At 34.5% G+C, this 14,892-nt stretch carries 11 protein-coding genes; 7 read left to right on the top strand and 4 right to left on the bottom strand.

All coding sequences use genetic code 11. The features are described 5' to 3' along the window. Positions 1–37: 37 nt before the first annotated feature. Together J8M14_RS04465 and J8M14_RS04470 are read left to right on the top strand one after the other, a co-directional pair. The gene (locus J8M14_RS04465) at positions 38–2,221 is read left to right on the top strand and encodes a S9 family peptidase (RefSeq protein WP_211073378.1); all 2,184 of its coding nucleotides are present in this window, start codon (positions 38–40) and stop codon (positions 2,219–2,221) included. A gap of 117 nt (positions 2,222–2,338) precedes the next feature. Then, positions 2,339–3,232 carry a phospholipase A gene (locus J8M14_RS04470; protein WP_211073379.1) on the top strand — a complete coding sequence of 298 codons (894 nt, stop codon included), beginning with the start codon at positions 2,339–2,341 and terminating at the stop codon, positions 3,230–3,232. A 117-nt stretch (positions 3,233–3,349) separates the two neighbouring features. On the opposite strand, the gene J8M14_RS04475 is transcribed toward J8M14_RS04470, so the two are convergent. Then, positions 3,350–6,412, bottom strand: a complete 3,063-nt coding sequence (locus J8M14_RS04475; RefSeq protein WP_211073380.1) for a GEVED domain-containing protein — start codon at positions 6,410–6,412, stop codon at positions 3,350–3,352. A 276-nt stretch (positions 6,413–6,688) separates the two neighbouring features. On the opposite strand from J8M14_RS04475, the gene J8M14_RS04480 reads away from it, so the two are divergent. After that, positions 6,689–7,396, top strand: coding sequence for a protein-L-isoaspartate(D-aspartate) O-methyltransferase (locus J8M14_RS04480; protein ID WP_348772824.1), 708 nt, complete (start codon positions 6,689–6,691; stop codon positions 7,394–7,396). Beyond that, positions 7,397–8,695 (top strand): amino acid permease, encoded by a 1,299-nt coding sequence (locus tag J8M14_RS04485; RefSeq protein ID WP_211073382.1) that lies wholly within the window; start codon positions 7,397–7,399, stop codon positions 8,693–8,695. A gap of 145 nt (positions 8,696–8,840) precedes the next feature. Here J8M14_RS04485 and J8M14_RS04490 read toward each other — a convergent pair whose 3' ends face one another. Continuing rightward, positions 8,841–11,081: an amino acid permease gene (locus J8M14_RS04490; protein WP_211073383.1), complete on the bottom strand. Its 2,241-nt coding sequence runs from the start codon at positions 11,079–11,081 to the stop codon at positions 8,841–8,843. A gap of 160 nt (positions 11,082–11,241) precedes the next feature. Here J8M14_RS04490 and J8M14_RS04495 point away from each other — a divergent pair, with 160 nt between their 5' ends. The 3 genes from J8M14_RS04495 (at position 11,242) to J8M14_RS04505 (ending at position 13,171) form a co-directional block, all read left to right on the top strand. Further along, positions 11,242–11,565, top strand: a complete 324-nt coding sequence (locus tag J8M14_RS04495) for a metalloregulator ArsR/SmtB family transcription factor (protein WP_211073384.1) — start codon at positions 11,242–11,244, stop codon at positions 11,563–11,565. A 112-nt stretch (positions 11,566–11,677) separates the two neighbouring features. Beyond that, complete coding sequence (locus tag J8M14_RS04500; protein ID WP_211073385.1) at positions 11,678–12,580, top strand: phosphatase PAP2 family protein; 903 nt, start codon at positions 11,678–11,680, stop codon at positions 12,578–12,580. 48 nt (positions 12,581–12,628) lie between these two features. After that, a complete protein-coding gene (locus J8M14_RS04505; protein ID WP_211073386.1) occupies positions 12,629–13,171 on the top strand; it encodes a GNAT family N-acetyltransferase in 543 nt (180 codons plus the stop codon). Between the two features lie 12 nt (positions 13,172–13,183). Here the strand turns inward: J8M14_RS04505 and J8M14_RS04510 are convergent, their stop codons facing one another. Both J8M14_RS04510 and J8M14_RS04515 read right to left on the bottom strand, forming a co-directional pair. Next, positions 13,184–13,597 carry a hypothetical protein gene (locus J8M14_RS04510; RefSeq protein ID WP_211073387.1) on the bottom strand — a complete coding sequence of 138 codons (414 nt, stop codon included), beginning with the start codon at positions 13,595–13,597 and terminating at the stop codon, positions 13,184–13,186. 160 nt (positions 13,598–13,757) lie between these two features. Beyond that, the gene (locus tag J8M14_RS04515) at positions 13,758–14,657 is read right to left on the bottom strand and encodes an EamA family transporter (RefSeq protein ID WP_211073388.1); all 900 of its coding nucleotides are present in this window, start codon (positions 14,655–14,657) and stop codon (positions 13,758–13,760) included. Between the last annotated feature and the right edge of the window lie 235 nt (positions 14,658–14,892).

Raw genomic sequence — 14,892 nt, forward strand, 5'->3', positions numbered from 1 at the left:
TTCTTAAAAATATAATTAACATCAATCAAAATTTCATATGAAAATAAGAATCGTCTATTCACTTTTTGCTTTTACAGTATTGTTATCAGCTTGTAGTAAAGAAAAAGAAAAGGAAGAATCAACAGTAAGGCCACATCATTCTATAGAAGCTCCTGTGGCAAAAAAGGTAGCTGAAGAATTAAAAGCACATGGAGATACTCGTATTGATAATTATTTCTGGATGCGTTTAAGCGATAAGCAAAAAAATGCTGAAACGCCTGATACACAGACTAAGGATGTATTGGATTACCTGAATGCGGAAAATGATTATAAGGACGCCGCAATGAAACATACGGATAGTCTTCAGAAAAAGCTCTATGATGAAATTGTAGGTCGAATTAAAAAAGATGATGCTTCAGTTCCATATAATGACAATGGGTATTCATACTATTCTAGATTTGAGAAAGGAATGGATTATGCGTTATATTGTCGTAAAAAATTAGAGGAAGGTGCTAAAGAGGAAATTATGCTCAATGGCCCGGAGATGGCTGAAGGTCTTTCTTATTTTGGACTAGGAGGGCGATCTGTAAGTCCTGATAATAAATTATTAGCTTATGGAGTTGATACGGTTTCCAGACGACGGTATACTGTATATTTCAAAAACCTAGAAACGGGTGAAATGCTTTCTGATAAGTTAGATAATACAACTAGTGGGGCAGTTTGGGCAAATGATAATAAAACGGTGTTTTATACCTCTAAAGATTCTGTAACACTTAGGGCTAATAAAATTTATAAGCATGTATTAGGTACTGATCAATCAAAAGATGAATTAGTTTTTGAAGAAAAAGATGAAACCTTTAGTACTTTTATTTATAAGTCAAGATCTGATAAATATCTAATCATAGGTAGTTATCAAACACTATCTACAGAATATAGATATCTGGATGCTGATACTCCTGATGGCGAATGGAAGATTATTCAACCTAGAGAAAGAGATCTAGAATATAATGTTGCACATTTTGGTGATCATTTTTATATCAAAACCAATCTCGATGCTACAAACTTTAAGCTGGTAAAAACACCAATTACTGCTACCACAAAAGATAACTGGGAGGATGTGATACCACACAGAGAAGATATTTTATTAGAAAATTTTACTGTTTTTAAAAATAACCTTGTGCTTGGCGAACGTGTTAATGGTTTAAGTACCATTAGAGTTATGAAATGGAATGGGGAAGAAGATCATTATATCGAGTTTAACGATCCGGCTTATTTGGCGTACACTTCAACAAATTTAGATTTTGATACTAATATTTTACGTTATTCATATACTTCTTTAACTACTCCATTCAGTACAATTGATTATAATATGGATAGTAAAGAGCAGAAGGTATTAAAAGAGCAAGAAGTAATAGATCCTAACTTCTCTAAAGATAATTATGTATCCGAAAGATTATATGCAACAGCTAGGGATGGAGTAAAAATACCTATCTCTTTAGTGTATAAGAAAGGAGTAAAAAGAAGTGCAAATACTCCTTTATTATTATATTCTTATGGTTCCTACGGCAGTAGTACAGAGCCTTATTTTAGTTCTACCAGATTGAGTTTGCTGGATCGTGGATTTGTATTTGCAATGGCTCATATTAGAGGAGGGCAAGAAATGGGAAGACATTGGTATGAAGATGGTAAACTATTAAAAAAGAAAAATACATTCACTGACTTTATTGATTGTGGAGACTACTTGGTTAAAGAAGGTTTTACAAGTGCTGATCATCTGTATGCCCAAGGAGGCAGTGCAGGTGGCTTATTGATGGGAGCTATCCTAAATATGAAACCAGAACTGTGGAATGGAGTTGTAGCAGCAGTACCTTTTGTAGATGTGGTATCTACGATGATGGATGAAACAATACCACTAACTACTTTTGAGTTTGATGAGTGGGGAAATCCAAAGGATAAAGAATATTATGAGTATATGAAATCTTATTCTCCATATGATAATGTAACTGCAAAGGATTATCCAAATATTCTTATTACTACTGGATATTGGGATAGTCAGGTACAATATTGGGAGCCGGCAAAATGGATTGCAAAACTTAGAGATTTAAAGACAGATGATAACTTACTTATCATGGACTGTGATATGGAAACCGGTCATGGAGGTGCATCAGGACGCTTCGCACGATATAAACGTACTGCATTAAGTTATGCATTTATGCTGGATTTAGAAGGTATAGAAAAATAAATAATTGATCGTTCGATCATAAAAGCGAGTAAGAATCTATATTTTTGCTCGCTTTTTTATTTGTTAAAAATAACTGGTGAGTACCCATCAATAATAAACATTGAAATTTATTAATTTATGAGAGTATTTATTATTGCGCTGATAACTGTTTTAGCATCTTCGTTAGGATATGGCCAAATTATTCTAAAAGATTCTAAAGGAAGTCTATCCAAAAGATGGCAAATTCAAAGTGATACTATCACCCGTTTTAGAATTGAACCATACAAACCAGTTTACTTTTTATTTGCAAATTATACTACGTATATAAATAATTTTCCGGTTAGCGATAATCCTCTTAATTCTGTAGACGAAGCTTCAGAATTTTCTGAAACAGAATTTAAGTTTCAACTAAGTTTTAAAACAAGAGCAGTTAGAAACTTATTTGGAAAAAAAATAGGTGGAGACCTTTGGATAGGATATACTCAGTCTTCACGATGGCAATTATATAGTGCAAATATCTCAAGACCGTTTCGAGAAACAAATTATGAACCAGAATTGATGCTGGTATTTCCAACACCTTATAAATTTTTAGGATTTAATGGAGTATTAGCAGGTATCGGAATAAATCATCAAAGCAATGGAAGATCAAATCCTTTATCGAGAAGTTGGAATCGAATAATACTTCAGTTGGGATGGGAAAATAGTTCCTGGAGCTTTATGTTACGACCTTGGTGGCGATTACCAGAAGACGCAATAGAAGATAATAATCCTGGAATAGAAGATTATGTAGGTAGAGTAGAGCTTTTAACTGCTTTTTCTAAAGGCAGACATGATATAAGTTTACTGGCTAAACATTCTCTACGAGATGGTAATAAAAATAGAGGTAGTTTACGATTAGATTATGCTGTAAGGGTTATTGGTCAACTTCAGATTCATGCCCAGGTGTTTCATGGATATGGAGAAAGTCTTATTGACTACAATCATCTTCAAACTACATTTGGACTTGGTTTATCGCTCTTACAATGGAAATGATATATCAACTATTAACTGAAAATTCCATTTTTAAGGTGTTACTTATATAAAAAGGCTGTTCATATATCATATGGACAGCCTTTTTTGATACTTATTGGCTAACAAGTATTTTTTATATTACTTCTTAACAATAAATCGTTTAGTAATTGCTAATCCTTCAGAATTAGTAAATCTTGCGAAATACATTCCAGAAGCAAATTGAGATATATCTACAGATAAAGAATCTACCTTAGGGTTTATCTTTTTAACAATTGCACCTGTTGAAGAGATCATAATGACCTCATCAAAACTCTCATTCTTAATCTCTATATTTAATACAGAAGTTGCTGGACTTGGGTATAGTTTAATATTGTTTTCCGCTGTTCGGGTAAATGACACAACTTCTGCTATATCATCAGAATTTTCTGTGCTACCGGAACCTGTAGTTGTTCTGGCATTATCACCAGAGATAATAATTTGATCAAAATAAACCTGATCGTTATTCACACTCGCATCACAACGTATTCTGAATCGATTATTAGCATTAAAGTTATATGTTCCCGAATCCAATACAATAGTATCAGTAAAGAATGTACCATTTGTAAAATCAGTACCAGTTACATATTGCCCGATTACTTCATATGAAGAGCCGTTAAAAAACTCCACAAAATAATCTTCACCATTTTCCATGGCATTAGCGAAGGTATGGAACTCAATTGTTACTTGCGTATTTCCTGTTAAATCAAGGACTGGGGACACCGCATTAGAAGAAGAACTATTGTCACGAAGTCTAATAGAAAAATCTCCTTCAAAAGCACGAGCACTATTATTAATTCTTGCACAATCACTTCCACCATCTATCCAACCTTCAAATCCAGTTTCAAAATAGTAGGCAGCAATTTCGTTTGATGGCCCAGGTCCGCCACCACCTGTTCCAAGGATCACAGTATAATCTTCTACTTCACCGTAGGTGAAAGTTTCACAAGAAGTCGGAATCGCATTGTATTTCATAGAAACTCTCATTCTTACTGCTGTTTCTGAAGTTCCGGTCGGAACGGTAAAGGACCCACTATTATTCGTATTAGTAGAAGGTGATTTTGACCATACTAATTCTCCTGCATCATCAAAATCTCCATTGTTATTGTAATCAATCCATACTGCATAACCTTCTGCATAAACAGTACCTGTCCAGGTTGGAGTAACCCGCACTGTATACGTCTGACCTTCATTTAGTGTCGTAGAAATAGAAGTGAAATCCGAGTAAAACTGAGCACCTGAGCTATTATTAATTGTATTCAATTGTACATTGCTAATAAATTCATCATTTACATTAGTACTTGCAGAATCACAATACGTAGCACTTCCGGTTTCTAGAGTAGTAAATGATGTAGTATCAGCTCCAGAAACATTTCCTGCAGCATCTTCAGCAGTAACAGAAGCATTATAAGAAGTTAAAGGAGATAATCCTATAACATCAAAACTAGTAGTTGTAGATGTACCTACTGAGGTACCATCAATTGAAATATTGTAACGAGCCACTGCAACATTATCTGATGATGCAGTCCAGTTAAGCGTTGCTCCACTGGATGTAATATTACCGGCCACCAAGTTAGTAGGATCTGTAGGCTCTTGTGTGTCAGGAACTCCAGCTTCAATTTGGAATTTACCAACAACACCTCTTCTGCCACCATTTACATATTCATTAATAAACCAAAATGAAGAATCATCAGATGGATCTACATCTATTTTACTATAATCTCCATATCGCGTACCAGGAATATTACCTGTTCCATTAGCTATAAGTTCTTCTGCACTGGTCATAGTGCCCAAAGGATCTGAACTTAATCGACCTGTAAAATAAGAGCTTACTCGTACTGTCGATGGAGTAGTAGGACCAGACATAGAGGTGTATCCCATACCTATATTACCTTGTCTATCCATTGCTAAACTTGCATGCCAGGCATGTCTTCCATCTGGAGCTGTATACGTACCTTCTTGGTATAAGGACCAAGGTTGATTATCTCCACTTTGTCTAAATTCATACCAGCGAATTCCTGCAAGTTCTCCGGAACCGGCATCTGTATCCACTACGAAATTAAATACTGCAGAATTATGAGTAGCAAATTTTCTAAACTGAGCTTGATTCATAATTGTTGCTTGCAACGCGTCAATAGAAGTACCACCATTTGGTTGTGATAAATTAACAAAGCTTCCTCCGTCAAATATACTAATAAACGGTGTAGTTACGATTTCTTGTGGGCTAGAAACAGTAGAACTTCCTGGGTTATTCCAGTTTACATTAGCAGTCCACACCTTAATGTGATCTACCGATACACCACTCCAGGCATTATCCTGAAGATAAACAATGGTCGCTCCTCCAGGAGCAGGTAAATTACCGTCAGTAACATTAAGAGCTTGAGGACTAAAAAAACCGCTAGTAACGATTCCAGGAAGATTAAACCCAAGAATTTGTGCATTTGGATCTCCAGCTAACATGGCATCCCTTTCTAAAGCCCAAAGCTTATTTGTACCACCCGTATTTTCGGTAATATAATATCCATCACTCCATACAGATAATTTCTGATAATCCCGTATCCCTGAAATATTATATACATACCATCCTGATGTTACTGGGTTTGGTCCGTCAGAAATTGCTACCTGAGCCCCTGATCCTAAAAATGAAAGTACCCATCTATCCGCTGCGTTGTCATAAGATGCTGTAAGATCACAGCAACCACCGGATGGAAAAATAGCTGGATTAGGAGATGTTTGCCCTACCAATTGATTACCAGATTTATCATAGATCATAAATCCAGTATTATAAACAACAATTACGTGGTTAGGCCCTACTGCAATAGAAGGATCTGTAGGTTGCGAATTTGATGTGTATGTATCAAAAACTAGACTAGCAGGAGCCCTTTTTACACTTTGCTCCATTGCATTTTTATTTCTAAAAAAATAATCATTTTCCGTTTGAGGATCTTTACCAGAAATAATTTGATTCCCTAATGATCTCTTATCCTTTGCTTCTCTAATGGAATTATCAGGAGGAATTAAGTCATTAGGTCTTGATGAAATTGAGGAAACATATTCTACTGATGAGACTTTTCCATGATAGAATGCTTTTGTTCCGGTTTGTTGCGCTTGGGTCATAAAAGTGACCATAAAAAACACAGTTAGTAATGCGAGTTTTAGTTTCATTTGTGTTAAAATTTAAGAGGTTAATTTCTCTAAATTTAACATAAATTGAGTCAGCAATTCTTTATTATTTTATCTTTTTTTAGATTCAAAGGAAAGACCATATTAAGTGTATGTAATAACCTTTTTTTAACCTGTATTTAATGTATTACATCAATTGAAGTTGAAGGATACTATATTTTGAAGACACAGTTGCTAAAGTTTATTAAAATTTAAAATTTTAGATAGTATTATTGTAACTTGATATTAATCAATGTGTTTACGTTAATATTACTAATAGTGGGTAGAATATTCATTGTCATATTATATTTTGTTTGTACGACTGGTTTCAGTCAAGTTGATTATATAGAGAAAAGGGAGCAGATGGTAAAGACACAATTAAAAGCCAGAGATATAAAGGATAAAGCTACACTTAATGCTATGCAAGATGTCCCCAGGCATTTATTTGTACCCAAAAATCTGAAATCACAAGCATACAGAGATGGCCCTCTACCTATTGGGGATGGTCAGACCATTTCTCAACCTTATATTGTAGCTTTTATGACACAAGCCCTACGATTAAATCCTTCTGATAAGGTATTAGAAATTGGTACAGGTTCGGGGTATCAGGCGGCAGTGTTGGCAAAAGTTGTAGATTCTGTATATACTATTGAAATCGTTAAAAATTTGGCTTTAATCGCAAAAGATCGGCTACAGAAATTAGGATATACTAATGTCAAAGTAAAATGGGGAGATGGTTATCATGGTTGGCCAGCAGAAGCACCTTTTGATGCCATTATAGTAACGGCTGGAGCAGAATCCATTCCTCAACCATTAATTGATCAATTAAAAAATGGAGGACGTATGATTATTCCAGTAGGTCGGAATAATTCAGTTAGGCAATTAGTCTTACTTAAGAAAGAAGAAAACAAAATCATAACCAAAGATCTGATCCCTGTACGTTTTGTTCCTTTTACCAGGGAAACTAAGAAGCACCGTGATCATTAAATGTCAAAAGCTAATTCTATAGGTTTTTTCACCGCAACAACAATAGTTATTGCAAATATGATAGGCGCAGGCATATTTACCAGTTTAGGATTTCAGTTGGTAGATACTACAAATACATGGTCTATTATTATTTTATGGTCACTTGGAGCTTTGATGGCCCTATGTGGCGCTCTGAGCTATGCAGAGCTAGGAACTTATTGGGTACGATCAGGTGGAGAGTATCATTTTCTTTCCAAAGCATTTCATCCTATATTAGGGTATTTATCCGGATGGGTCTCTCTTACTATAGGTTTTTCAGCACCTATAGCACTCTCAGGAATGGCATTAGGGGAATATATCGCCCCTTATTTGGAAGTTTCGAGTATATTTTTGGCAATAGGTACAATTTTGATTATCAGTTTTTTTCATTCACTTAGCATCAAAAGGAGTAGCATTTTACAAAATAGTACTACACTGCTAAAAGTCTTCTTAATTTTAATATTGATATATTTTGGATTAACAAAAACTCCTGTTACTTCTGCCTTACTTTGGGATTCCAGTTGGAAGGAAGAATTAATGCTACCTGCTTTTGCAGTATCATTTGTATATGTAACTTTTTCATATTCCGGGTGGAATGCAGCTGCTTATATTGTAGATGAAATCCATGATAGCCGGAAAAACTTACCAAGAGCATTACTATTAGGTACCATCGTAGTAAGCATACTTTACTTATTCCTAAACTTCATATTCTTAAGACAAAATTCACTGGAAGCGATCAGAGGACAATTAGAGATCGGCCAGATTACGGCTATTTCGCTTTTTGGAGAATATGGAGGAGCACTACTCAGTTTTGGTATTGCCTTAATGCTTATATCTTGTATAAGTGCTATGGTTTGGGTTGGTCCTCGTGTAACTCAAGTTATGGCAGAAGATCATAGACTATGGAGATGGTTTTCTGTAAAGACTAAAAACAACGTTCCTATACGTGCAATTTGGTTTCAAACGGCTATAACACTAATGCTAATAATAACTGGGACTTTTGAGCAAGTAATAATCTATAGCGGTTTTGTACTACAGCTATTTGCTGCTTTAACCGTTGCTGGAGTATTTGTAGCCAGAAGAAAAAATACAATTAAAAAAGGTTTTAGGAGCCCTCTTTTTCCAATTCCACAAATTATCTTTCTAATCCTAAGTATTTGGGTATTACTTTACCTAGTATATGCAAAACCTCTAGAAACGGGCTTTGGACTTCTTAATCTAGTCTTAGGTTATTTGGTCTATACATTTGATCGTTTTAAAAGTAAAAAAACACATAGCTAATAATCCTAATGGATCAAATTAATGATTACATTTAAATCAATGTCAAGTATTTGTGATAGTATTGTATCCTGAAGTATTAGGTTTTCAAAAGTCTCTCAATTTGAAAAATCATGCTAAGCATCAACAAACAACAAAAACCTAAATTTTATATATTTTTTGTGCCAAAAATGATAGGTATTTCACTTTCCATACTATTGTTTTGTACAAGTACGGCATGATTCAGTTTTGATAAGATATTGTCAATGAATGCAACACGTTCTTTAATTTCATTTTTTGATCTTGCTAAACCCAAAAATACAAGATCAGACGATTTACTTTCAGAAAATAATATATCCAAAACCTGCTCTTTTGGTTTGGCTAAAATCACGGAGACTTTTGCATTAATTCTAGCTTCTCTGATCGAGAATTGAATATGATCTTCTAGAATCCGTTTCTCATCATTAGAATGTGTAACGGAGAAAATATGAATTGAGGATTTCCTCCATTTATCATTTAGTTGAATCAAATAAGCCAGCAGTACCATTAGGTCACCATTATTCTCTTTACCACGCCACCATATATCAATTCTTCTATGGATCTTTTTTAGGAAAGGTTTATTAAGATGAGCAACTAAAATATTTTTACCGGATTGAGCCAGATCATTAATGATTTCTAATTCTTTGATTTTACCATCTTGGGTAGAAGACCATCCAAAAACCACAGTATTGGTTTTGATTCCTGCAATCCCATGGCCTGATGCTACCTGATTCATACCCTGCTTAAAGTCGGTTACAACATGTACTTCAGTTAGAGCCTGGAGCCCTACCAAAGCTAAATCTTTCTGCATTTGGTACGCAATCTCATTTCTTAATAGAAGTTCATTTTTATCCTCTGGAGTAATCAATTTGGAGATCGTAAGAAGCCCGCTATTCTGTCCTAACATTTCGGTGAACTTCACTAATTCTATATATTCATTGATATCACGAGTGAACAGTATGATTATAGGTCTCCAGTTTCTGGGGTGGACTTTTTTAGCATTTAATCGAAGGAGAGCAAATCGTCCTAGGTGCATCCATAACCCCGTAGATACATCTCCCCATTGCTGTTCTAGTTTTTTACTAATAAGATATAGAAAAATAAGTAGTTCTAGTCCTAAGGCAAAGGCAAAGGCTAATGGGTTAATCAACCACATCACCAACATTGCAGCTATGGCGCCAAGGATAGAGACATACCAAGGAACATGGATCGTAGGTCTATAAGATGGTTCTTTAATCAACTGCTCGATAGCTGCACTAATATTTACTGCAACGTATAGCGTAAGAAACAGCACTGAAACATACTGAGCAATAGTGTTTAACCCTCCTAAAAAGACAGCAGCTACTGCAATTACTCCGCTTATCCAGGTAGCAATCGTAGGTTGCCCGGATTTGGAGAGTTTGGCCAAAAATTTAGGAACCAAACCATCCATGGATAAAGCTTGAAGAATCCTGGGGCCGCCTAATATACTTCCAAAGGCAGAGGATAAAACCGCCCCCCAAACTGCAGGGTATACAATCCAAGGACCAAAAATTGCAAGACGGGCCCAGATTGTAACACCAGCTTCAGGATTTGACATTTGTTCTATGGTTAATGCTCCTGTTATGGCTAATAAAATTGGTATAATAAGATATATTACAGCTCCGGAAACTACAGCACCAAGAGTTCCTCTGGGAATTGATTTCTGTGGATTCTTTAGGTCTCCACTCATACCAATCCCAGCTGTAAACCCTGTGACCGCAGGAAAAAAAACTGCAAACACATACCAAAACCCTTCAGGTGCTGTTCGATACGTTGTTTCTATAATGGGAGATTGTAGATCATTACTTAGTATACCTATCATAAGGGCCAAAATTGAAGCGCCTACAAGGATCATAATAGGAATTTGAGAAGTTAATACAAGTTTGGCACTTTTTCCGGATAAAATAGTAATGATTATGATAAAACCAATGGTCATCAACTTTAATATATAGGAAGAAAATGCAGCTTCAGTGACGGGCCACAATGCAAGAATTGCTTCTGAAAGACCATAACAATAAAAAGTTACACTAAGTGTTCTACATAAATAAAGAGGTATACCAATAGCTCCTCCTGGTTCTAACCCAAGACTACGTGAAATCATGAAATACTCTCCACCAACACCTACTTTAATATTGGTGGCAATCGCCGATGCGCTCAATCCAGTAATAAAAGTGATTGAACTGGCCATTAAAACAATCATGATAGTTTTTACCAAACCTACATTGCCCAAAACCCAACCAAAACGTAGGTACATGATCAGTCCTAATATAGTGAGAATACTGGGCATATAAACCCCCAGAAAAGTACCAAACTTATGCGTAGACTGAGATGATCTGGAATTTGAAGTCATCTATATTATTTAGTGTATTAAATATTACAAATCAGAAAGTTTCAGCTGTTTAATAAAGATAGAGGAAAAATAGTGGAATTACCAGTTTTTAAAAGGCTAAAAATCACACCATGACTTTGGCTAACATATATACAGTATATTTGTTATAAATGATTGTAGGATGAGAATCAGGAGCGAAATATCTAGTGATTATATAAATGAAGAAGATCACAGAATTGCCAAAATAGCAAATGCACTAGCGCATCCTCTTCGGGTGGCACTTGTAAGATACTTGAATACAAAGAATAGAGGAGAAGGTGTGGATAATGTTACGTGCAATAAAGATTTAGTAAACATGTTTGATTATTCTCAATCAACAATTTCCCAACACGTAAAAATCCTAAAAGATTCTGGTCTTTTTATTACAGAGAGTAAAGATAAATTTACATATTACTATCTGAACCGTGAGTTGATGGAAGATTTCGGGTTATACTTCAGTAAGTAGCCAAAGTTTTTTGCTAATTAGGCTTTGATATTTTTTTGTTAAACTTTTGTATGTATTTATGAATTAGTGTATGTTCGTATATCGTTAATAAACGATTTGTAAAATATATATTATGAAAACAATACGAAATAATACAAGGGTCTTACTATCATCTATTACATTTATTTTGTGTTGTTTTTATATGATTTCAGCACAAGAAATACATCCTTTAGAAGCTTCTGAAAAACATTACGAATCTTTGAAAAAACTGAATGCAAACCCTAATTCTGATAGAGCAGCATTGGATAAAATTTCTTTCCCTTCCGAAAAATTTAGTAGTGGTTCACTCATTTATACAATGATTGTACCTGAGTATTTATCCCTAAGTCAGGTAGATGAGCTAAAGAAAAGTATGCATTACCCGGCAAATAGTTCTGATCAAACAAAAGCTGAGTTAGCCTATTTATTAGAATGGCAAAAGAAAAGAACAAAAGCACAAGAAGATAGAGCTTTTAATGTACTAGCTCCAATAGGGTATTGGCCTCATGCTAATATTTTAGAAAATCATCCAAGACATAAACAGAATCTTGAATACCTTTTTTACCATGGAATAACGGTGATGGGGGATAATATAAGGGCAGAAAACTATCCGGCAACAGCCAAATTATTAAAAGGAATAACTAGAGATATGAGATTAATGGAATTTACGGTGAAATATCATTTGTTGAGAGCTAGACCGTATCATCTAGAACCAAAACTAAAACCATTGGCTAGAATTTCTTCTCCCTCATTTGCTAGTGGTCACACATTATGGGCATATATTCAAGCTTTTGCCTGGAGTGAACTAATACCTGAGAAAAGAAAGGAATTTCTTGATGTTGCTTATGAAGTTGGAGAATCTAGAGAAATTATGGGTATTCATTATCCAAGTGATGAAGAAGCTGCAAGAGTATTAGCCCATAAAATGCTTACAGCAATGTATTTAAATAAAAAATTCAGAAAAGATCTGGAAACCGCCAAGCAGGAATGGAAATAAGTTATATGCAGTGTATTAACTTTTAGTAGATATAAGTAATCACAATCTATGGGAATACAAGATTATATGGTAAGGAATGCGAAACCTTCAGAATTTGATGAGATAGGAAGATTAATGGTTAAGGTATACTCACAATTGGATGGGTTTCCAAAAGAGTCTGAACAACCAGATTATTATAGAATGCTTGCCAGTATAGGAAATTTAACCCAAAAACCGATGACAGAATTACTTGTTGCGGTTTCTTCTGATAATCAAATTAAAGGTGGTGTTGTGTATTTTGGTGATATGAAACATTATGGTTCAGGAGGAACTGCAACCAACGAAAAAAATGCTGCAGGCTTTAGGTTGTTAGCAGTGGACCCTGAGGCACGAGGAGCCGGTATTGGTAAACTCTTGACAAATGAATGTATAAAAAAGGCAAAATATCAACAATCTCCTCAAGTCATCATTCATTCTACTAAAGCAATGCAAGTAGCCTGGGGAATGTATAAAAATATGGGTTTTATAAGATCCAAGGATTTAGATTTTATACAAGGCGAACTCCAAGTGTTTGGCTTTAGATTATATATAGAAGAAAATTCTTTGGGCTAGTCAAATGATAATCTAATTCTTCAATTGAGACTCCTTCAATTGTAAGAAAACATCGATAGCTTCTTTTTGTTTCTGAGTAACAGCGCTCTTGTTTTTAATGCGTCCAGCAATACCTTGCAGGTGCTCCTCAGATAAAGAAGTATGCCAATTGGCTCCCATATCCAGATCGAAAATCTGAATAGCGCCAATTTTGTGCGATTCTAAAGAACTTTGATGACAGCTACCACAGTGAGTGATTAGGACTCCGCGAGTTATGGCTGAGCACTTTTCAAATGAGGGCTCATCAGAAGTAAGTTGATTTGTTTTCATCTCAATTGGTATTATAATATCTTCTACTTCAGAGGTGCTCGTATCCTGAACACAAGTACGTGTTGATAACACAACTAGTGCAAAAAAAAGTAACAATATTTTAGTGAAATTGAGCATTTTTATAGAATATTAATATACAATATTCTTTCTTAAATTCATCCTAATTAACAACGATTTATAGCTATAGAAATGCATTGGTAACTAATTTTCTTGTTGCAGATTAACAGGGGTGAAGCAGGCATATGAATAGATGATACTATTCTTTATTTTTATTAGTTTAGGAATATAAAATTAAAAATACTCCTACCATAATACCAAATAATGGGATTAACTTTTTACGCTTATTCTTTTCTTTAAAAATAAGACCGCCAACAACCACAGCGATCAGTATTTGACTACGTTTAATGGCTGATAAAAGCATAATTAGCGCATCAGGATCCTGTAAGGCTTTAAAATAAAAATAATCAGCTGTTTGTAGTAGAATTCCAACTGCGAGAATAGTCCAACGCCAGGTAAACTTTTTTCGTTTTTCAGTATTGGGAAACCATGTTATAGATAAAATTCCTAATAATATTAGTATGGTGTACCAGCAGAACCAAAATTGTAGCGTTTGTGGATTTAACACTAAGTTTTGGATTAAAAACTTATCATATAAACCACTAGAAGCTCCTAAAAATGTAGCACCAATAATGGCAAATATCCACTTATTTCTTTTAAAATATATTCCTTCTTTTTTACCTATTTTAGAATATAGTACCACCGAAAAAATAATAAGGAAAAAACCTATCCATTGTAAAAAGTTAGGTCTCTCTTGATAGATTAAAATGGCACCTATGAAGGTGAAAAAAGGACCCGCTGATCGTATTGGAGTAACAATAGTTATTGGCAAATGCTTTAAAGCTTGATACGCCAGAACCCAGGATGTTGTCATTATCATTGATTTTATAAAAATAAAACCGTGAGTTTTCCAGGAAATATTGGTAATATGAAATCCTAGTTCTGTGGTATATTCAGGAAAATAAATAGAACCTATAAAAAGTGGAAGCAATAACAAAAAACCTGAACTTATTGTTCCCAGAAGTACAGGAAAAACCTCGTTTCCTTGTACCGCATGCTTTTTACATAAATTGTGTAATCCTAAAAAAAGTGCTGCCAATAGGCCTAAATACATCCACATGCCGCGAATATAAGTTTTTAGTAAGTTTTATTAAATACTTAGAAATTTTTTATCAATCAACAGCAAATTCGAAGCATATATAAATTGTATTTATGTTATTTTTTATATAACAGAATTATGAATATTGTAATAATTTAAGATAAAAATTGATATTTAGATAATCGATTGGATATATTTGCGGTTTAATAAAAATATTATTCACGCATAATATTTTTTAAACTGTTTAACACAAATG

It is taken from the genome of Aquimarina sp. MMG016 (assembly GCF_018100805.1).
In the GTDB taxonomy this organism is placed as follows: Bacteria; Bacteroidota; Bacteroidia; order Flavobacteriales; family Flavobacteriaceae; genus Aquimarina.